This is a genomic window from Aeromonas sp. D3 (genome assembly GCF_027705025.1).
Lineage (GTDB): Bacteria > Pseudomonadota > Gammaproteobacteria > Enterobacterales > Aeromonadaceae > Aeromonas > Aeromonas salmonicida.
Genome location: NZ_JAPDBE010000006.1, coordinates 2,715 through 23,249 on the forward strand (window position 1 = coordinate 2,715; position 20,535 = coordinate 23,249).

General features: G+C 61.3%; 21 protein-coding genes. 4 read left to right on the forward strand and 17 right to left on the reverse strand.

Annotation, left to right across the window (positions count from 1 at the left end):
- Positions 1-191: 191 nt before the first annotated feature.
- From OKC28_RS05575 to OKC28_RS05600, 6 genes are all read right to left on the reverse strand, one after another.
- Positions 192-482, reverse strand: a complete 291-nt coding sequence (locus tag OKC28_RS05575) for a YkgJ family cysteine cluster protein (RefSeq protein ID WP_005315990.1) — start codon at positions 480-482, stop codon at positions 192-194.
- Between the two features lie 114 nt (positions 483-596).
- Positions 597-1,976 carry an ATP-dependent RNA helicase DbpA gene (gene dbpA, locus OKC28_RS05580; RefSeq protein WP_021140116.1) on the reverse strand — a complete coding sequence of 460 codons (1,380 nt, stop codon included), beginning with the start codon at positions 1,974-1,976 and terminating at the stop codon, positions 597-599.
- A 110-nt stretch (positions 1,977-2,086) separates the two neighbouring features.
- A complete protein-coding gene (locus OKC28_RS05585; protein WP_021140117.1) occupies positions 2,087-2,593 on the reverse strand; it encodes a metal-dependent hydrolase in 507 nt (168 codons plus the stop codon).
- Between the two features lie 91 nt (positions 2,594-2,684).
- Complete coding sequence (locus OKC28_RS05590; protein ID WP_270688047.1) at positions 2,685-3,242, reverse strand: cytochrome b/b6 domain-containing protein; 558 nt, start codon at positions 3,240-3,242, stop codon at positions 2,685-2,687.
- A 48-nt stretch (positions 3,243-3,290) separates the two neighbouring features.
- A complete protein-coding gene (locus OKC28_RS05595; RefSeq protein WP_005315980.1) occupies positions 3,291-3,560 on the reverse strand; it encodes a PepSY domain-containing protein in 270 nt (89 codons plus the stop codon).
- Positions 3,561-3,679: 119 nt separating this feature from the next.
- Entirely contained in the window at positions 3,680-4,132 is a 453-nt protein-coding gene (locus OKC28_RS05600; RefSeq protein WP_059111580.1) for a YaiI/YqxD family protein, read from the reverse strand.
- Positions 4,133-4,237: 105 nt separating this feature from the next.
- Between OKC28_RS05600 and zntB the strand changes: the two genes are divergently transcribed.
- On the forward strand, positions 4,238-5,230 hold the full coding sequence (zntB, locus tag OKC28_RS05605; protein ID WP_270688050.1) for a zinc transporter ZntB: 993 nt from the start codon (positions 4,238-4,240) through the stop codon (positions 5,228-5,230).
- A gap of 9 nt (positions 5,231-5,239) precedes the next feature.
- Positions 5,240-5,758 (forward strand): mechanosensitive ion channel domain-containing protein, encoded by a 519-nt coding sequence (locus OKC28_RS05610; RefSeq protein WP_017412795.1) that lies wholly within the window; start codon positions 5,240-5,242, stop codon positions 5,756-5,758.
- A 43-nt stretch (positions 5,759-5,801) separates the two neighbouring features.
- On the opposite strand, the gene OKC28_RS05615 is transcribed toward OKC28_RS05610, so the two are convergent.
- From OKC28_RS05615 to OKC28_RS05665, 11 genes are all read right to left on the reverse strand, one after another.
- Positions 5,802-6,050 carry a hypothetical protein gene (locus OKC28_RS05615; protein WP_005315976.1) on the reverse strand — a complete coding sequence of 83 codons (249 nt, stop codon included), beginning with the start codon at positions 6,048-6,050 and terminating at the stop codon, positions 5,802-5,804.
- Between the two features lie 57 nt (positions 6,051-6,107).
- Positions 6,108-6,692 (reverse strand): DNA-J related domain-containing protein, encoded by a 585-nt coding sequence (locus OKC28_RS05620; protein ID WP_265454903.1) that lies wholly within the window; start codon positions 6,690-6,692, stop codon positions 6,108-6,110.
- A complete protein-coding gene (locus OKC28_RS05625) occupies positions 6,689-8,476 on the reverse strand; it encodes a cation:proton antiporter (protein WP_270688054.1) in 1,788 nt (595 codons plus the stop codon). Before OKC28_RS05625 ends, OKC28_RS05620 begins: the two co-directional genes overlap by 4 nt.
- 181 nt (positions 8,477-8,657) lie before the next feature.
- Positions 8,658-9,179: an MltR family transcriptional regulator gene (locus tag OKC28_RS05630; RefSeq protein WP_005315973.1), complete on the reverse strand. Its 522-nt coding sequence runs from the start codon at positions 9,177-9,179 to the stop codon at positions 8,658-8,660.
- 127 nt (positions 9,180-9,306) lie between these two features.
- Positions 9,307-10,452, reverse strand: coding sequence for a mannitol-1-phosphate 5-dehydrogenase (locus tag OKC28_RS05635; RefSeq protein ID WP_270688057.1), 1,146 nt, complete (start codon positions 10,450-10,452; stop codon positions 9,307-9,309).
- A 37-nt stretch (positions 10,453-10,489) separates the two neighbouring features.
- A complete protein-coding gene (locus tag OKC28_RS05640; protein WP_270688059.1) occupies positions 10,490-12,412 on the reverse strand; it encodes a PTS mannitol transporter subunit IICBA in 1,923 nt (640 codons plus the stop codon).
- A 455-nt stretch (positions 12,413-12,867) separates the two neighbouring features.
- Positions 12,868-13,914 (reverse strand): DUF418 domain-containing protein, encoded by a 1,047-nt coding sequence (locus OKC28_RS05645; protein WP_270688061.1) that lies wholly within the window; start codon positions 13,912-13,914, stop codon positions 12,868-12,870.
- A 34-nt stretch (positions 13,915-13,948) separates the two neighbouring features.
- Positions 13,949-14,542 (reverse strand): TetR/AcrR family transcriptional regulator, encoded by a 594-nt coding sequence (locus tag OKC28_RS05650; RefSeq protein WP_270688063.1) that lies wholly within the window; start codon positions 14,540-14,542, stop codon positions 13,949-13,951.
- Between the two features lie 350 nt (positions 14,543-14,892).
- Positions 14,893-16,944 (reverse strand): exoribonuclease II, encoded by a 2,052-nt coding sequence (locus OKC28_RS05655; protein WP_270688065.1) that lies wholly within the window; start codon positions 16,942-16,944, stop codon positions 14,893-14,895.
- An 86-nt stretch (positions 16,945-17,030) separates the two neighbouring features.
- A complete protein-coding gene (locus OKC28_RS05660) occupies positions 17,031-17,930 on the reverse strand; it encodes a LysR family transcriptional regulator ArgP (protein WP_270688067.1) in 900 nt (299 codons plus the stop codon).
- 265 nt (positions 17,931-18,195) lie between these two features.
- Entirely contained in the window at positions 18,196-18,819 is a 624-nt protein-coding gene (locus tag OKC28_RS05665; RefSeq protein WP_058394881.1) for an acyl-homoserine-lactone synthase, read from the reverse strand.
- Between the two features lie 62 nt (positions 18,820-18,881).
- Between OKC28_RS05665 and OKC28_RS05670 the strand changes: the two genes are divergently transcribed.
- Both OKC28_RS05670 and lysE read left to right on the forward strand, forming a co-directional pair.
- Positions 18,882-19,664: a LuxR family transcriptional regulator gene (locus OKC28_RS05670; protein WP_005315931.1), complete on the forward strand. Its 783-nt coding sequence runs from the start codon at positions 18,882-18,884 to the stop codon at positions 19,662-19,664.
- A 202-nt stretch (positions 19,665-19,866) separates the two neighbouring features.
- Complete coding sequence (gene lysE, locus OKC28_RS05675) at positions 19,867-20,487, forward strand: L-lysine exporter (protein ID WP_270688071.1); 621 nt, start codon at positions 19,867-19,869, stop codon at positions 20,485-20,487.
- Positions 20,488-20,535: the final 48 nt, after the last annotated feature.

Sequence of the window (20,535 nt, forward strand, 5' to 3'; positions counted from 1 at the left end):
CGGCACATCGTTGAGAGTGCGATCCAGCGCTGCTTGCTATCCCTTGGTCAACTCAGATTGATAAACCATTTATCCCGCTCGTCGACGCAGTCGGGCTCTCCCATCTCGAATTCGCGGCAGATAAGCGGGCGAACTTCGTAGAAGCGGCACATCGTTGAGAGTGCGATCCAGCGCTGCTTGCTATCCCTTGGTCAACTCAGATTGATAAACCATTTATCCCGTTCGTCGACGCAGTCGGGCTCGCCCATCTCGAATTCGCGGCAGATAAGCGGGCGAACTTCGTAGATACGGCACATCATGGTATTGCGATCGAGCGCCGCACACCAACCATCTTCCAGCCGGTGCATCACGGGCACCTGTCCCTCTATCTCGTCCACGTAGCGATCCGGTACGCCGGTATCGGTAAACAGCATGACTTCGAGGCGGCAGCAGCAGGCTTCGCAGTTCTGGCAGCTGACTTCGGCTTGGGGTTCTCTGTTCATCTGTGTTGTCCATGCCATGGGGATGGCACATGTGCGATAAAAAACAGGCGCCTGCAAAGGCGCCCGAGTCGTGGTCAAGATTGAGCCCGGCAGATGAGCTGCCAGGCTGCGTCGTTAACCCAGTTTGCGGGCGCGGTAGGTTCGGCCCTTGATCTTGCCTTCCTGCAACCGCTTGAGGGCGGCGCTCCCTACGCTGCGCTTTACCGCCACGTAGGAGTACTGTTCGGAGATCTGGATCTTGCCTACATCGGCACCGGCAATGCCGCCTTCACCGGTCAGGGCGCCCAGAATGTCACCGGCGCGCACCTTGGTCTTGCGGCCTGCATCGATGGAGAGGGTCACCATCTGCGGCGCAATCGGCTTGATCTCGCGACCAATCTCGGCCAGATCGCCCTGCGGCATGGGGGCCTGCTGGTACTCCTCGATGAGGTTGACGCGCTGGGCCTCGTTCGGCTGGTAGAGGCTCAGGGCCAGACCCTGCTGGCCGGCACGACCGGTACGACCGATGCGGTGCACGTGCACTTCCGGATCATAGGTCAGCTCGTAGTTGATGACGGCGCCCAGCTCCTTGATGTCGAGCCCACGGGCGGCCACGTCGGTGGCCACCAGAATGGTGGCGCTGCCGTTGGCAAAGCGCACCAGCACCTGATCCCGCTCCCGCTGTTCCAGATCGCCGTTCAGTGCCAGCGCCGAGAAGCCCTTGGCGGCCAGATGATCGGCCACGTCGTTGCAGGCCCGCTTGGTGTTGCAGAACACCACGCAGGAGGCCGGTTGATAGTGGCTCAGCAGCCAGGTGAGGGCGTCGAGGCGCTGACCGGCCGGGACTTCATACAGCTTCTGTTCGATGGCGCTCCCCTCGTGCAGGGACTCCACGCTGACCTCGACCGGATTGCGCTGCACACCGCGGCTCATCTGGGCGATCCCCTCCGGATAGGTGGCGGAGAAGAGCAGGGTCTGGCGCTGCTCGGGTGCATAGCTGATGACCCGGTTGATCTCTTCGCCAAAACCCATGTCCAGCATGCGATCCGCTTCGTCCAGCACCAGCGTTTTGAGGCCGGAGAGTTCGAGAGTGCCCTGCTCCAGGTGTTTGAGAATGCGACCCGGGGTGCCGACGGCGATGTGGGCACCAAAGCTCAGGGTGGCAGACTGGGGGGCAGTCTGGGTACCGCCGCACAGGGTGACCAGCTTGACGTTGGGCAGGGCGCGGGCCAGACGACGTATCTCCTGGGCTACCTGATCCGCCAGCTCGCGGGTCGGACAGAGCACCAGCGCCTGCACTTCGAGGCGGTTGACGTTGAGCTTGGCGAGCAGGCCGAGGGCGAAGGCCGCTGTCTTGCCGCTGCCGGTTTTTGCCTTGGCGATCAGGTCTTTGCCGTCGAGCACCAGGGGCAGGCTCTGGGCCTGGATCGGGGTCATCTGCAGATAACCCAGGCTGGTGAGGTTCTCTTGCAGGGCGGGGGAGAGATTGAGGCTGCTAAATTCGGTGTTGTTCACAAAAGGACTCTATTTCGGAGAATACGGGGTGCGCACAGCGCTAAGGGCGCGCATTGTACCAGAATGCAGCACCGGATGTGGCGGATTTTTGAACGCTGGTTTGACGCTGTTCATCCCATTGGCTGCCAGCCTGACCACCAGCCGGCCGCCAGCAGGGTGAGAGTGCAAAAGCCGGTTTCGATGGCGCCACCGCTCTTGAGGGGCCAGCCTGGCAGCCGGTAGCGGCGCTTGATGGGCCAGAACAGCGGAATACCCGCCGGCGTGAGCCAGTCCCCCAGCAGGTGGCTGAGGTAGCCGATAATGAGCGCATCCTTGATCCCGGCGGGCAGCAGGTCGGGCGCCAGGCTTTGATCCAGCCCCCACACGGCTGCGGCGACCGCCAGCAGGCTGTGAGTGAAGCCGCGATGACCAAACAGTCGCGAGAGCGGTTTCGAGATCCAGGGCAGCCGCTGCCCCAGCACGGACTTGGGGTGGTCGAGATCCGGCAGCAGGGCGCTGGCCAGCGCCGCCGGTATGGTCTGCCACAGGCTGGCATCCGACAGGGCTGGCGTGAGCTGGAGTTTGTGGGCGAGCAGGGTGCAGGTAACGGAAAACAGCAGATGCCCTTGGGCGGTCATGGTGATTACGGCGTGGAGAAATGGCGGCGCATCTTACCAGTGTCGCGGGCCATTGCAGCAAAAAACCGGGGCCGGTGGGCCGGCCCGGTCATTAACTGCGCGGATCTTCCACTCTGGCATCGGCGGGCACCCGTTTTTTCCCTACCACCATGGCACGCAGCAGATCGCTGCGGGTGAGGCGGTCGGTCAGGATCACCACGGCGGCGTGCACTGCTATTATGGCCAGCAGGGTATTGGCGACGACCTCATGGGCCTCTTCCATCCACTCTTCCCCCCAGAATGCATCCCAGCTGGTGAGCCAGCCGGTGGCTATGGTGCCGACCAGTGACAGCAACAGCACCCAGATCATCAGGGCCCCGAGCGGGTTGTGACCCAGATAGTAGGGGTGACGACCCCGGGCCAGCTGGCGCAGGTAGTCACGGACGCGGGTGGGGGTCGGCCACCATTGGCCGAAACGGGCGTAGTAAGGACCCACCAGACCCCACAGCAGCCGGATCAGCAGCAGGGCAGCCAACCCATAGCCGACATACCTGTGGTTCCTGCTGCCCTCTTCCAGTACGAAGAAGTTGAGCAGGCAGAGGATCACGGTCGCCCAGTGAAACCCTCTGATGAGGGGATCCCAGACCTTCACTTCAGACGAGGTTGTCATGGCAAGACTCCGTCAAAGAGGCCGGCGACGGACCGGCCCATGGTTGCGCTACTGGTCGATCTCTTCTTTCACTTTCTTCAGATCGGTCGGGTCGAAGTAGATCTCGACCTTGCGCTTGTCCTTGTCCCAACCGTAGATCTCGTAGCAGTGGGTCTTGGTCACCTTGAACTTCTTGATGTCGTAGCCCATGGCCTTGATCTGCTGCTGGGCCTCGGCTTCGCTCAGCCATTGCGTCTTGTCGGTCTGGGTACACTGGGGGCCGGCCAGTACAGTGGCGCTAAACAGGGGGAGCAGTAACAACAGTGGTGTCAGTTTCATTGCGGGTTCCTTGCGGGTGGGGGATGAACAGCCGCAAGGTTAGGGCGTCAGACTTAAGGAAAAATTAAGCAAAAGGGGATAGGCATGAATATCCCCGGCCGCAAGCCGGGGAGGCGGGATCAGCTCAGCTTGCCCTTGAGCAGCCACTTGTCGAGGGCGTTGGCGAAGCGCTGCTTGTCGGCGGCGTTGAAGGGGGCCGGGCCGCCTGTCTGCACCCCGGCCGAGCGCAGCTCTTCCATGAAATTACGCATGCCGAGACGAGCCTGTATGGTCTCGCGGGTGTAGATCTCGCCACGGGGATTGAGCGCCTCGCCACCGGCATCTATCACCCAGGAAGCGAGGGGAATGTCGCCGGTGATCACCAGATCCCCCGGTATGACTTGCTGGGCAATGACATGATCTGCCACATCGAATCCCTTCTCTACCTGCTGGGTTTTGATAAAGGGAGAGGGGGGCACGCGCAGCCCCTGATTGGCCACCAGGGTGGTGACGACCTGGGCGCGGTGGGCGGCGCGGTAAAGGATCTCCTTGACCGGGAGGGGGCAGGCATCGGCATCAACCCAGATGGGCATGGCATGGTTTCCTGTGTCTGAAACGAGGGTCGTATCTTAGCACGGCTGGTGAGGAGCGGCTGCCCCGGGGCTGAGTCAGGCCGGGCTTTAGTGTAAGCTGGCCCGATGAGACTGAATGAAAAGGACGAGCAGATGGATCGGGTACCCAGTGATGTGATTTATGCCCTGACCCTGGATGGCAAGGGTGGCATGCAGCCACTGGCGGCGGGGAGCGAGATCCCGGGGAAGAGCCCTGGCTGGCTGCATCTGGATTACGGTAATCCGGAGGCGGCCCGCTGGTTGCTGCAAACCCCCTTGCTCAATGATGCGGCCAAGGAATCCCTGCTCGGCCAGAGCAACAGGCCCAAGCTGGTGCGGATGGGAGAGACTGTGCTGCTGATCCTGCGCGGCATCAATCACAACAAGGATCACAGGCCGGAAGAGATGGTGGCGCTGCGTATCTTCATCACACCGGATCTCATCATCAGCAGCCGTCGTCGTCCGCTGCTCTCCGAGCAGGACGTGTTCAACCAGCTGACGCAGGGCGGTGGTGCCGATACCCCGGCCGACTGGCTGGTGGAGGTGTGTGATGCCCTGACCGACAGGGCGGGGGAGTTTGTGGAAGAGCTGCACGATCAGATCCTGGAGCTGGAGGAGCATGTGCTGGCCCGCGACCTGCCCGCCAACGGCCGACTGGCACGGATCCGCAAGCAACTCATCATGATCCGCCGCTACCTCTCCCCCCAGCGGGATCTGGTGGCGCGTCTGGCCAACGAGAAGATCAGCTGGCTGGACGAAGATGACCGCCGCCGCCTGCTCGACATCGCTGACCGTCTGCGCCGCTGGCTCGATGATCTCGATGCCGGCGTGGCCCGCACCGGTGTGCTGGCGGACGAGATCAACAACCTGATGGCGGAGGCGACCAACCGCCGCGCCTACCAGATGTCGGTGATGGCGCTGCTGTTCTTGCCCGCCAGTTTCCTGACCGGTCTGTTTGGCATCAACCTGGGCGGCATTCCGGGGGCCGAGAGCCCGACCGCATTCTGGATCTTCTGCGGATCCTTGGTGGCACTGGCCACCGGGCTGGCGGTCTGGCTCAAACACAGACGCTGGTGGTAAGGAGCAATCATGACAACCTGGCAATCTTTTGGTGTGACCCTGCTGCTGTTGCTGGGCCACACCCTGATCCGCAGCCTCATTCACAAGAGTCTGCTGGCGCTGGCCCATACCCGACAAGTGAGTGAAAACCGGGTGCTCTATGTGGAGCATGTGTTCCACTTTCTGCTTGGCTGCGCCACCCTGCTGATCCTGGCCGGGGTATGGGGGCTCGATTTTTCACGGCTGGTGGTGCTCGCCTCTTCCTTCTTCGCCGTGCTCGGGGTGGCCATGGTGGCCCAGTGGTCGATCCTCTCCAACATCACCGCCAGCATCACCATCTTCTTCGCCTTTCCCTACAAGATTGGCGACCGGATCCGCATCCTCGACAAGGATGACTCCGTCACCGGCGTCATCACCGAGATCGGTCTCTTCTATGTGCGGGTGCGGGATGACAACGGCGATTTGGTCACCTATCCCGCCAACCTGATCCTGCAAAAGCCGGTCAGGCGACTGGAGGGCAAGGTGGCAGATCCCCTGCAGCCAGAATGAAAAAAGGCTCCTCACGGAGCCTTTTTTTGATCATGTGTCTCTATCAGCGTTCGAAGAAGCGATAGAGATGCTCGACCTGGATGGGGCAGTCTGCCACCAGATGAATGTGCTGGCGGGCCTCTTCGACCGATCCGAACGAGAGGGGGCAACCCAGGGTGTCAGTCATCTCGTACAAGCGGCCATCTTGCCCTCTGAACTCCACGATCCAGCCAGGCAGTATGGCATCTTGCAGTATCTCGGCTTCCTTGAAGGCTTGCTGCTGATAGAGCAGGCGAAGTTCATTGACTGTCATGACGTCCTCCTGTGACTCATAGCGCCTCTTCAAGTCTAGTGGCTGAATCTGCCTGATTCATCTGGCCGTGTTCAGACACTCCCAGGCCCAGCGCATGCGGATGAAGGTCTCTGCATCGCCACCCCGGTCCGGATGGTGTTGCAGGGCAAGCTCCCGCCAGCGTCGGCGGATTGTCTCCTGACTGGCATCGGCGGTCAGCTCGAACAGGGCCAGCGCTTCCGCCCTGTGTCCCGCTCCGTCATAAGCGCGCCAGAAGCGGTTGAGCAGAGCCTCCACCTCTTCCCGGTCGGTCTGCCAGAACACCTGCCAGTCGAGGTAGTAGTTGCGCAGAGACTGGCCGAGGGCCACCCTCTGGCGAGTATCTGTTGCCCCGGCAAGGGGCTCTAGCCGTATATCCAGGGCGCTGATCACCAGCCACCACCCTGCGTCATGGAGCTCAGCCTGCAACTGGTAGAGGGCATTCATGATCAGGAAGTTGACCCGAAACAGCTGCAGCTGTTCATCCCCGGCCAGGGTGGGAATGGCTCCTTGCTGGCGCAGGGCGGCCAGCAGTTCGTGCACCTTGTAGCTGGCTGCCGCCTCTTGTAGCAGTGTCAGCAGGGGGGCGAGCAGTGGGTTGTGACAGTGCTCTGTCTCACTCATGAGCTGGCCGTCTCCTTGGGCGGTTGCAGGGCGATCAGCAACTCTCCTGACAGGGGTGTGACCGGACCTGTGACGATGCGGGGCTGCGCCCTGGCATCCAGTATGAACAGCGGTATGGCCCCTGGGTTGGCATCCTGATATTGCACCCAGTCGAAGGTGTCGCTCAGACGAGTCGCCTTGATCTGGCCGCCCCGACTCAGCAGGCCGCTCAAGCGGGCGTAGTTGATATCGGGCCCGAACAGGTTCTGACGGGCGCGGAAGGTGGCACTCTCCCGGTTCGCCTTGCCGTGTTGTTCGCTGGAGCGCAGGGAGTAGACCTTCTCTTCACCGTAGAGGTGGGCGAAGTGCAGCACGCCGAGGGCATTGTTGTGACGGTTGGGGGAGAGCGCCAGCACTGTACTGATGCTGGTGAGCGGCAGATGCAGCTCGGCATGTTCCGACTGGGGGTTGCCGAAATAGCAGGGCAGGTTGCTCATGCGTGCCTGCTTGTAAAATTCCCAAGCAGGATCAGAAAGATAGACTGGGACTCCCTGATCCGCCAGCGCCTTGCCTATGGCTCTGGCCACAGAGTTGGCACCTATGATGAGCCAGGTGTTGGGGGCGCTCTGACGCATCCCGAGCAGGCCCGCCAGCGGCGCCGAGGTGAGGCTCTGCAACACCACAGTGGAGATGATCACCGCAAACACCAGGGGCACCAGCTTGTCCGCATCGGGAATATCGGCCTGATGCAGGCTGATGGCGAAGGAGGCACTGACCGCCGCTGCCACTATGCCCCGCGGCGCTATCCAGCTCAGCAGGGCGCGGGCCTGCCAGGAGAGATCCGAGCCCCAGGTCGAGATCAGGATGCAGAGCGGTCGTGCCACAAACTGCACCACGCACAGCAGTACCAGCACCATGGGGCCGAGCTGCCAGAGCTGGGCCAGATCGAGGCGTGCCGCCAGCAGGATAAACAGGGAGGAGATAAGGATGACGGCGAGATCTTCCTTGAACGCCAGTACCTCTTCCAGATCCAGCCCCTCCTGATTGGCGAGCCAGATGCCGAACACTGTCACCGCCAGCAGGCCGGATTCGTGACTGAGCCAGTTGGAGAGGCTGAAGGTGACCAGCACCAGCGCCAATACCCCGAACTTGTGCAGGCTGACCGGCAGCCAGTCCTTGCGGATCAGCAGTGTGGTGAGCCAGCCGGCTCCAACCCCGATGAAGGAGCCGACCCCCACCGTTTTTGCCAGTGCCAGCAGGGTGTGACTGAGCAGATCGCCCTGACTGCCGAGGCGTACCGCCTCGAACACCAGTACTGCAAACAGAGCACCGATGGGATCTATGACGATCCCCTCCCAGCGCAGTATGCGATCCACCTCCCGGGTGGGACGGATCACGTTGAGCATGGGAGCGACCACAGTGGGGCCGGTCACCACCAGCACGGCGCCGAGCAGCATGGCGACCCGCCAGTCCAGTCCCAGCAGGAAGTAACTGGCGCTGCCGATGACGGCGAAGCTGACCAGCATGCCGGTGGAGCAGAGGTTGCGCACCACCTTGCCGATCCCCTTGAGTTCTGTCAGATGCAGGGTCAGGGCACCCTCGAACAAGATGATGGCTACCGACAGGGAGACCAGCGGGAACAGCAGATCCCCGAGCAGGGCATCCGGATCGAGCAGGCCGCTGACCGGTCCCAGGGTCAGGCCGGTGAGCAGCAGAAACAAAATGGCGGGCACTCGCAGTGACCAGGCGAGCCACTGGGCCAGCACTGAGACCAGGGCGATCCCGGCCAGGGAAAGAGCAGTCATGCAGACCTCGATTCAGGTAATGAGCTTGGAGGAAGTGTAGCGGGGAAGATGGCCAGATTGACACCCGCAGAGGTCGGGAGCAAGTGCCGTGGGGAGCTGCGCGACAGTCGGCGTCATGGTGGGCCGGACAGGGCGTGGCCGCAGAGGAGTGGGGGGCGCTACGCCGCCATTATCCGTCGAATTAGATGGGGCTCTCTTTGTGAAGGTCGGTGACACAGTCAGCCACCGCCAGCACCAGGGCCGAGCGCACCACCTGATCGAGCCGGTTGAGCTGCATCTGGTAGAAGGGCCAGTCCTCCTCGTTGGCAGGGGGATCCTGCGGCATCATGCTGCCCTGGTTCAGGCAATGCAGCCTGTCCAGCAGATCGCGAATGGGCTTGTCGCTGAAGCGGTAATCCTTGGGGTCGCGCACCAGAAAATCGCGGATCTTCAGGTAGGCTTCGAGATCCTGATAGCGCTCCAGAGAGATGAGGCCGAGGGCAAAGATAAGCTTGAGGCGCACCTCCAGCTGGCCGAGGGGGCCGCTCTGGTTGAGCAGGGGTTCGATGGCGTATTTGACGGCATACTCCTCCTGGCGAAAGGCTCGCCGCATCAGGGAGTCGACCGCCTCTTCCAGGATGGTCACGACTTCGAGAAAGAAGCCGCGGGGGCCATCCTGCTCGTTCAGTCGCTCCAGTACTTCATCTTCCTGGTGTGTGGTCATAGGTGCATTGGGTCCAGCTGACAGGGAGAGAGAGTGCCTCTCTCCCGGTTTTTATCATATGGGGCAAATTTCCATGCCATTCAACCGGTTGAGGCGGCTGTCCGGCGATGAGCATGCCCCATCAGGGTCACTTCAAGCTGTCGTAACGGGCAACGATGGCACTGACTATGTCGCTGTCGGCGGCAAGGCCGGTCACCCGGGCCAGGGCCTGGGCCGGCCCAAGTTCCGCCAGCAGGGCCTGCAGCTCCATCGCCTGGGGATCATCGGCGTTGTGATAGTGCAGCGCCGCTGCGATTCCCTCTTGCAGATGGTCGCTCGGCAGGGCGTACTCCAGGGTGCCGAGCAGCGGCTTCACCAGCCGATCCCCCGCCGCCAGTTTGCGCAGCGGCTGACGGCCGACCCGGTCAATTTCGTCCACCAGATAGGGATTGGCGAAGCGGGCCAGGATCTTCTCTATGTAGGCGGCGTGCAGACGCGGGTCGAAGCCGTAGCGTTTCACCAGCACGGCTCCGCTCTCCTCCATGGCGCGGCGCACCTTGCTGCGGATAACCGGATCCTCGATCGCCTCACGAATGGTGCGGTAGCCCCGCAACTTGCCGAGGTAAGCGGTGACGATATGGCCAGTGTTGAGGGTGAACAGCTTGCGTTCGACGAAGGCCATCAGGTTGTCGGTGGGCTCCATGCCCGCCACCTGGGGCAGTTCGCCCTTGAACTGGGTCTGGTCGACGACCCACTCGCTGAAGCTCTCCACCGTCACTTCCAGCGGATCGTCGTTGGCCGCGGCAGGCGGCACTATGCGATCCACCGCCGAGTCGACGAAGCCGACGCAGGATTCGAGCGTGGCATGATACGCGACCGGCAGGTACTTGAGTACCTCCTGCTTGAGGTGGCTGGTGCCGCGCACCATGTTCTCGCAGGCGATGACGTTGAGCGGGCTCAGGTTGCCGGCATCGAAACGGGCCTGCAGCCCCTTGGCCAGGGTGCTGGCAATCTTGTCCAGAATGTTGGGGCCGACCGCCGTGGTGACCAGATCGGCGGTGATGATACGGGCGATTACCTCGTGTCCGGCGGAGCTGACCGCCGCCACGTTGCGTACCACGTCCAGCTTCTGATCCGCCCCCACCACGTGCACCTTGTACTCCTGACGGTGGTTGAGCTGATCGATCAGGGTCTCGTTGACGTCGGCGAAGGTGACCTGATGGCTGGCGTCGGCCAGCAGTTTTCCGATGAAGCCACGACCGATATTACCGGCACCAAAATGCAATGTTTTCATGATATTAACCTCTACAACCAAAGACGATGAAGGATGATTACGCAGCCTGTTCGGCACCCAGCAGATCCAGAAACTCCTGGGGATCCGTGGTGCTGGCCAGCCGGTCGATGAGACCGGGTTCATCCAGTGCATTGGTCAGGCGGGTTATTACCTGCATGTGTTCGTCGTTGCGGGCGGCGATGCCGATCACCAGTCGTGCCACCTCATCCGCCGCCTCGCCAAAGGCGACGCCGGCCGGATACTGGCAGATGACGATGCCGGTACGCTTCACAAACTCCTTGGCGGCTATGGTGCCGTGGGGCACGGCGATGGACTCGCCGAGGTAGGTGGAGACCAGTTGCTCCCGCTCCAGCATGGCGTTGACGTAATCAGGTGCCACATAGCCCCGTTCCGCCAGCAGTCTGCCAGCGGTCAGGATGGCGGCCTCCTTGTTGTCGGCCTTGAGCCCCAGATGCACGTCGTGACGACTCAGGGTGAACACTTCAGCCGCTTGAAGTTCGTAGTTGTCGTCGTTGGCCGCGACCAGCAGTTGCGGGTTGGCGACGTCATCGTTGGCCGCCAGCGTCAGGTTCTGCACCAGCTCCTGATAGAGGCCGTTGTCGAGGAAGTTGGTCAGGGAGATATGGTGAGCGTTCGGCGCATGACGACGGGCCCGTTCGGTCAGATCCTTGTGGGTGATGACCCAATCCACCTGATCGTTGAGCTGATCGATGGCGCGGTTGGTGACGCTGATGTCGAGCCCTGCAGCCTGCACCCGTTTGCGCAGCATGCCGGCACCCATGGCGCTGGATCCCATGCCCGCATCGCAGGCGACCACGATATTGCGCACCGCCATCAGCTCACCACCCGGCTTCTTGGCCGCCGCGGTTTCGGGCTTGCCGCCCTTCATGGCCTTCATCTTGCGGGTGGCTTCACCCAGGGCATCGGCCTCGTCGGCTTCCGGCTGCTGAGCGCGAACGAACACGGCGGCGACCAGGAAGGAGACCAGGGTCGAGCTGATGATGGAGAGGGCAACCCCGATCAGGGAGGCTTTCGGCGTCATCAAGAGCACGGCGAAGATGGAACCCGGTGAGGCAGGGGAGACCAGACCAGCGTTGAACAGAGTCAGGGTGAAGACCCCTGTCATGCCACCGGCGATCACCGCCAGAATGAGGCGCGGGTTCATCAGCACATACGGGAAGTAGATCTCGTGGATGCCGCCGAAGAAGTGAATGATGGAGGCGCCAGCCGCGGACTGCTTGGCGGCGCCACGGCCGAATACCATGTAGGCCAGCAGCACGCCCATGCCCGGGCCCGGGTTCGCTTCGATCAGGAAGAAGATGGATCGGCCCTGTTCGGTCGCCTGCTGGATCCCCAGCGGCGAGAAGATGCCGTGGTTGATGGCGTTGTTGAGGAACAGGATCTTGGCCGGTTCAACGAAGATGGAGGTGAGCGGCAACATGTGGTTTTCCACCAGGAAGCCGACGCCACCCGCCAGTACGCCGGAGAGCACTTTGACGAAGGGACCGATCACGAAGAAGGCGAGGATAGCCAGCAACATGCCGATGAGACCGGCGGAGAAGTTGTTGACCAGCATCTCGAAGCCGCTCTTGACGCGCCCTTCCATCACTTTGTCGAAGCGCTTGATGGCCCAGCCACCCAGCGGACCGACCATCATGGCACCCATGAACATGGGAATGTCGGTACCGACGATCACGCCCATGGTGGTGATGGCACCGACCACGCCGCCCCGTTCACCGCCCATCAGCTTGCCGCCTGTATAGCCAATCAGCAGCGGCAGCAGATAGGTGATCATGGGGCCGACCAGCTTGGCCAAGGTTTCGCTTGGCAGCCAGCCGGTGGGAATGAAGAGAGCGGTAATAAAGCCCCAGGCGATGAAAGCGCCTATGTTGGGCATGACCATATTGGACAGGAAGCGTCCAAAATTCTGTATCTTGACTTTGGTATCCGGTGATAACATGTCGGGACCCCGTTTTAAGCCTGTTTGATTAAAAGTGGTAGTCGGGATGACGGGTTTTGCCGAACCCCCATCCCAGTCGTCTAAGCAACTTCAATCTACCAGCTTGTGATCAAATTAGGCTGAAAACGGGGTGTCTTGTGACGTACCTCTCAAATACCCAGCCATACCCCCTCCCTAAGTAGTGACCCTGATCACATTCAGGCTCTGTAGTTTGGCTACATTTCGATCTTTCTTGCCGCCATCACCTATTTAGTGTGATTTGAGTCACCTTTTGTGGTTTGCGCAAACCCGTTGTCAATGTGATGGTTGTCACGAATACTTAATTTGTATTCAAACGGGTCAGTGTGTGAGATGCAAAATCCGAGAGGGATAACGATGGATAGATAGTATTTGCTCATTAATCGCCAATGAATCAGTAGGTTTGTAACCCACTTTCAGTTTTTCACGATTGGCATTCAACCGCACAAGCGGCGCATTACCCCCTCCAGTGGTCCTCTGGCGAAGCGCAGGCTCCACAGATTGGCGAACAACAGAGCCGTCAGGGCAAAGAGGGTGGCGGCCAGTACCACTTCGGGCAGATCTTGCCCCTGCAGCCAGCCCAGCCCCTCCAGCACGCCCATGCCGAGCATGATATGGGCGATATAGAGTGTCAGCGTCTGCCGTCCGACCGGCAGCCAGACTCGCCACCAGCGAGCATGGGGCAGGGCGCGGCCAAGCCAGAGGCAGAGCGCGATCAGGGTGCTGGCCGCCCCCATGCCAAACAGCAGGTAGAGCGGGGCAGGAGGAATGGGCCCGGTCGCGAGCAGGGGGGCCAGTTCGGGCTGGGGGAACAGTGTCAGCAGCCATAGCGACAGCCCCCTGGCCAGCACCATGGCCCCCACACCGCCGGCCAGCAGCCATCTTTGTACGCTCGCGTTCGCGAGGGCCTGACGACTCAGCCAGAGGCCGTAGAGCAGAAAGCCCAGCCAGGGCACCACAGGGTGCCAGCCATTGAACAGCAGATTGCGGACGAAGCCGTTCAGGGTCCAGAACTCGGGGTAGCTGAAGCTGTGCCACTGCCAGCCCTGATCGTAATTGAAGTGAAACAGCAGGATGACGAAGCACGCTGCCAGCAGGGGGATCAGGGAGAGCAGCCAGAGGGAGGGTAACCGCAGGCAGCAAGCCCCCAGCAGGAAGTAAACGGCGTAGTAATGGATGATGTCGGCTGGAAACACCAGATAGTTGAGCAGTCCCAGGATCAGCAGAAACAGGGCCCGCTTGGCGGTGTGCTGCATGGCAGTCGGCCAGCTCAGCTTGCGGCTCGAGAGACCGATACCTATGCCGGCCAGCACCACGAAGCTGGCGGCAGAACGACCCTCCAGCGCATCCAGCATGGCTTTGAGCCAGTCAGGTCCGCCTGTCAGTACACCCATGGCGATGCGAAAGTTCACCAGCACCATGCCGAGCAGGGCCATGGCGCGGGCCAGATCCAGCCCCTCCAGTCTATTGGATGACGATGTCATGAGCGGTTTGCCTCGCAGGAGAAGAATCCATGGCTCAGTTGGCCGGCCCCAGCAGCAGGTCCAGCAGCTGGGGCAGTCGTTGCGCCGCTGAGGGCTGACCCGGATGGAGGACAAGTGCATCGCGCAGTGCCTGTCCTTCCAGCCCGTCCAGCAGCAGTTGGGCGGTGAGATCGGGGTCCAGTCTTGCCTCCAGACATCCCTCCTGCTGTCCCCGCCGTACCGTATTGGCAAGGGCATCGCACAGCTGGCGCTGGTTGCTGGCGAAGGTGGCGGCCATCTCGGGGTGGCGGGTCAGCTCGGCCAGGATTTCGGTGCCGAGCAGCAGATTCTCCGGCGTCTGCGACCAGGCGAGATAGCCAGCGGCGAAGCGGGCCAGTGCCGCGCGGGCGGAGCCCTGAGCCAGCTCATCCAGCAGAGGCTGCAACTCGGCGGCTTCCAGCGAGGCGATCAGCGCGATCAGCTCCTCTTTGCGGGCGAAGTGGTTATAGAGGTTGCCCAGACTCACCCCAGCGGCGGCGGCTATGTCGCGCATCCCTGTCTGGTGGAAGCCCCGCTCGATGAAGCAGCCGAGAGCTGCCTGGATGATCAGCTCCCGCCGCTGCTCCAGGCGGTTGTGATTGATGGACATGGTCGGCTTCCTCTCTGCTGGTCGATATTTCGTGAGCGAACGTTCGTTCATTTGTGATGTTCACCTTATCTCCGGTGTGAAAAAGAAGCAAGCCACAGTTAGCCAAGAGGAGGCATCGCCTTGGTCGGCATACTCCGGGGCAAGCCCCCAAAGCCGGTCAGCGCCAAGACAGGTAGAAGGTCATTGCACTCCTGGCCATCTCCTCGTCGGGCCACCCGCTCCTCAGAGCGTTCGTCTGTTGGCTCAAGGGGGCTGAGGGTGAGGGCATCGTCTTCCTGCCGGCCATAAACAAGGGGTATAAAAAAGCCCGCAGGGTTGCGGGCTTTTGCATCGAGCTGTAGAGGCTTGGCTTATTCCGCCTTGGGGGCGGCCTCGGCTGGTGTCTCAGTGCTTTCGGCTACCGTGTTCTCGGTTACGGCACTGTCGGCCACCGGGGCTTCCGGTGCCGGGCCTGGTACCAGCTCCACTGCCGGTTTGGCGATGAGGGAGCGAGTCTCTTCCACCGCTTCACTCAGCTTGACCTCGATAACCTGACCCAGTTCATAGACCACTTCGGTCTTGTCCAGGTAGACACGGCCGTTGTCCCAGTTGCACTCCAGTCGATCCTTGTTGTCCAGGATGTGACGGGCTGGCATGAAGACAACGGCGCCGTTTTCGCGCAGGCGCAGCTTGAGACCGGCGCGCATCACGTCGATGATCTCGGCGTTGAACACCTGATCGGTGCCGGCGGCAGCCTTGAGGTAACGGACATAGAGCCAGTCGCCGATGTCGCGTTCCACCATGCGGTGCAGACGACGACAGGCGGTCAGGTGCTCGGTGAGCTCAGTACTTGGGCGCTCACCCGGTGTCTTGCCGGCGATGACGGCCTTGAGCAGACGATGGTTGACCATGTCGCCATATTTGCGGATCGGGGAGGTCCAGGTCGCGTAGGCATCCAGCCCCAGGCCGTAGTGGGCACCCGGTTCGGAGGACATCAGCGCATAGCTCTGGAAGCGGCGGATCTTGCCATCCAGCCAGCGGGTGTCCAGGTTGTCTATCCAGCGGCGCAGGGCGCAGAAGCCGGTCAGGCTGGCGATCTCGTCGCGCTCGAACGGGGCCTCGGCGCTTTTCAGCAGATCGATGGCGCCGTCGAGGGACTCTTCATCGAACCCTGTGTGGACGTTGAAGATGCCGTAGCCGACGCTCTTGCCCAGCACGCGACCGGCGCAGATGTTGGCGGCGATCATCGACTCTTCGATCATGCGGTTGGCGATGCGGCGCGGTTCCACGTGAATGGCCAGCACGGCGCCGTTTTCACCCAGCTCGAAGTCGTAGTCGGGTCTGTCCGGGAACACCAGCGCATGCTCGGTACGCCACTTGATCCGCGCCTCCGTCATGGCCTTCATCAGTGGCAGCTGGGCCATCACGCCGGCGTCGATCTCAAGGGGTTTACCCTGTTCGGCCCAGTCGGAGACCTCGTCATAGTTGAGACGGGCATGGGAGATGATGCGGGCGGCGAAGAACTCGGTCTCCTCCAGCAGCAGGCCATCTTCGGCGATCAACAGGCGGGCGCAGAGCGTGTTGCGCTCCTCGCCCTCTTTCAGGGAGCAGAGCTCGTCCGAGAGGGTGCGCGGTATCATGGGCACGTTGCGACCCGGCATGTAGACGGTGAAGGCGCGCTGGGCGGCTTCCTTGTCCAGCTCGCTGCCTTCGGCCACATAGGCGGTCGGGTCGGCGATGGCGACCAGCAGCTCCCAGCCGTTGTCCAGTTTGCGGATGGCCAGGGCGTCATCCATGTCCTTGGTCTTGGCGCCGTCAATGGTGAAGAAGGGGGTCGCGGTCAGATCGGTGCGTGGCAGCTCCTCTTCCTCGATCACCTTCCACTCCGGCAGATCAGCCGGTTCTATCTGGGCCAGGTTGTGGCGAGCCAGTACTACCCACCAGGGCACATTGTGGTCTTCCTGATCGGCGATCTTTTCGATGATCTCGGCAGAGAAGTTGCCATCACTCAGGGCGTGGCGCTTGAGGGTCGCAACCACCCAGTCCCCTTCCTTGAAGGACTTCTCATCCAGACCCTTCTTGGCGCGGGCCTTGATGGCATCCTTGATCAGCGGATGGTCCGGCACCACGTTGAGGCGGTCACGGAACATTTTGACGCGACCGACGAAACGGGTCACTGCCTGCTCCAGCAGGGCATCCGGTTCGGCCACTTCCTTCTCTTTTTCGGTACGGATCAGGGCGCTCACCCGGTCACCGTGCATCACCTTTTTCATGTAGGGGGGCGGCACGAAATAGCTGGTCTTCTCATCGACTTCCAGAAAGCCGAAGCCCCGGTCCGAGGCGCGGATAACACCCTCTTTCTTGGGGATGTTTTCGCGGATTTGTTGCTTGAGCTGGGCCAGCAGCGGATTGTCTTGGAACATAAGTGAGGAACCTGAGTGGAGACCTGATGAAGAAACGCCCAGCACTATACGATTTTACCCCCTCAAAGCCAAGGTGAATGGCCCCGTCAACCGGGTTGCAGTGCGCGGCGCCCCTCGCTGATCAGACGCTGGGAGATCTGTTTGTGCAACCCGCGCTCCAGTACCCAGCGGTGCCAGTAGAGGCGCTCGATGAGGTGATGTGACAGGCTGAGATCGAGCAGTCTCCCCTGTGCCAGCTGCTGGCGGATCTGCAGTTCCGGGATGAGGCAGTAGGCGAGTCCCTGCTCGGCCATGGCGACGAAGGCTTCTGACGAGCGCACCGTGTGGCAGGGATAGCCGCCGGGTTCCAGCCCGAAGTGGCGCGCCATGAAGCTCACATGCATGTCGTCGCGCTGATCGAAAGCCACCGCCGGTGCCTTTGCCAGCGCTGCCGGGGTGAGCCCGGCGGGAAAGTGACGGGCGACGAAGGCGGGGCTGGCGGTGAGCAGGTAGCGCATCTCGCCGAGCTCGTCCACGCAGCAGCCCGCCAGTGGCTGGCCGTGCAGGCTGACGGCACCGAAGGCCTGACCCTCGCGTACCCGATCCAGGGTGCGGCATTCGTCATCCACCAGCAGGTTCAGCTCTATGGGGTGCTGCTCCAGCAGAGGTGCGAGGGCTGGCAGGAACCATGTTGCCAGGCTGTCGGCGTTGACCGCTATGCTGACCCGGATCGGGGCCTGCGGTTCGTCGGGCGCGATCTCGCCGGCCAGCTCCAGTTCCAGTTGGCGCACCTGGCGGTAGTGGGCCAGCAGCTTTTGGCCAAGAGGGGTCGCCTGTAGTGGCTGGCTGCGAATGAGCAGCGGCTCGGCAAACTGCTGTTCCAGCTGCTTGATGCGCTGTGAGATGGCGGACTGGGTGATGTGCAGGCGCTGGGCGGCGCGCTCGAAGTTCTGCTCCTGCATCACGGCATCCAGCGCCAGCAGCAGCTTGTAGTCCAACGCCTTCATCAGCATTCCTTATCAGAGAGGGTATTGAGAAGAGATGCTACTGGAGTGACGGCAGGACAACAACGAAACTCTGACCGGATCGCCGAGAGGCACGGCTGGTGTGGTGTGCAGGGTGAAAGCGGGTTTGTCACTGCGAGATGTGACAGTGGTGGTCAAAAGGTATTCAGGAGATACTCTTTTGCGTCCGTTTTTGCATGGGGTGGAAACGGGCCATAGCGAGAACTTTTAATCCCGGGCCTTATCCCGGGATTTTTTTATGTGGCGTTTACTCGGTGACCAGTTCCCTGGCATCGGCATACTCGCCCTGCATGGGGTGGCCGACGGCACGGGCGAAACGTTCATCCAGATGAAAGCGGATTCCGACCCCGCGCACGGCGCCCAGATCCACGGCCTGACGGTGACCGAGTCGCTCTATGGGCAGGCCGAGACGGCGGAAGATGCGCTCCACCGGCAGGCTGACCACGGCGACCAGTTCCCGGATCCCCTTCGCCCTGGCGAAGGCATAAACCTCGCGGAAGATGACGCAGGTCAGCTCGCTCACCCCGTTGCCCATGCGCGGCGCCCGGTTGGCGTCGATGGCGAGGCGAGTCAGTTCCCACACATCGCTGCTGCGTGGTGCCATCTCCCCGGCGAGAGCGGTGGGGAATATGCTGGGCAGCATGTAATCTTGGGCGCAACTGAGCAGACGGATGCAGCCGCACAGGCCTTCTTCGTCCTCGATCAGCACCCAATGGGTGTCCGGGGTGTCGAAGCTGTCCTGCTCCAGACCACGGTGAGACTCCACATCCCAGCCGAGACGATCGGAGAAGACGCGATTACGGAAGCGATAAAGCTCGTTTTCTACCTCCCATCTGGGGTGTTCTTTTAATTTTCCTTTGAAAACAAGCATTCAGATGTCTCCATTTCAGTGTTCGGCGCTATAATCGAGGCCCTGGCCAGGGGGGCTAGCATATGAAACAAGACCAACTGCTTGAGTACCTCGAACATTTCACTTCGGTAACAGACGGGGATCGTTTGGCCGAGTTGATCGGTCGATTCACGCTCGGTATGGGCTATGACTACTACCGGTTCGCACTGATCATTCCCATGTCGATGCAAAGGCCCAAGGTGGTGCTGTTCAATCAGTGCCCTGACTCCTGGGTGCAGGCCTATACGGCCAACCATATGCTGGCCTGTGATCCCATCATCCAACTGGCCCGCAAGCAGACCTTGCCCATTTATTGGAACCGACTGGATGAACGGGCGCGTTTTCTGCAAGAGGGCAGTCTGGATGTGATGGGGTTGGCGGCGGAGTTCGGGCTGCGAAACGGTATTTCGTTTCCGCTGCACGGTGCGGCGGGGGAAAACGGCATACTGTCGTTCATCACTGCCGAGCGGGCGTCAAGCGATCTGCTGCTGGAGTCCTCGCCCATCCTCTCCTGGATGTCCAACTACATCTTCGAGGCGGCGATCCGGATTGTGCGGGTCAGTCTGCGGGAAGATGACCCTCAGGAGGCCCTGACTGACCGTGAGACCGAATGCCTGTTCTGGGCCAGCGAAGGGAAAACGTCGGGTGAAATTGCCTGCATCCTGGGGATCACGGAACGTACCGTGAACTACCACCTCAATCAGGTCACCCGTAAAACGGGGTCGATGAATCGCTACCAGGCCATCGCCAAGGGGGTGAGCAGTGGCATTTTGCTGCCCAATCTGGAGCAGGTCGTTGTCACCAACTTCCCCAAGCTGATGCAATAAAACCCAATGATTCTCGGGGCAGAGCGACAGGCTCACAATTGTCAGATCATGCAATTGACAGTTGGTGCCGGATGGAATTCATCCCTGCCCTCAGGATCCCGCTTGATTAGAGAAATGAATCACTCAGCAGATTAATGAATTTCTCTGAACACCCCACCGCCCTTTATAGTGCCGTCCACTCACTCTTCTGGACGGTTTATCCATGTTCGCGACCACTCTGCAAGGCTTCACCCTTGGCCTTGCCATGATTATTCCCATTGGTGCCCAGAACGCTTTCGTGCTGAGCCGGGGCATACATCGCAATCACCATCTGCTGGCTGCGACGCTCTGCTGTCTGTGTGATCTCATCCTGATCGGGATTGGGGTATTCGGCGGGGCCAACCTGCTGGCAGCCAGTCCCATCGGGCTGGCACTGCTGACCTGGGGTGGTGTGCTGTTTCTTTGCTGGTTCGGCATGCGCTCCCTGCGCAGTGCCTGGCAAGGGCAGGGGGCTGCGCTGGCGGATTCACCCCGGCTGATGGGGGTCAAGAGCGTGCTGGCCATGACGCTCGGGGTGACCCTGCTCAATCCTCACGTCTATCTGGATACCCTGATGCTGCTCGGCTCCTTTGGCAGCCAGTTTGCCGAACCGTTGCGCCCGGCCTTTGCGGCAGGGGCCATGCTGGCTTCCCTGGTCTGGTTCTACAGTCTCGCCTTTGGTGCGGCCGCGCTCTCGCCCTGGCTTGCACGGGGCCGGGTGCAGCAAGCTATTGATATTATTGTTGGTTTAATCATGTTGGGACTGGCATTGCAACTGGCGAGCGGGGCCTTGCTGGCCTCATAAGGCTATTTTTGTGCCACACCTCATAAAAATTAATCCCGGCTTCATGCC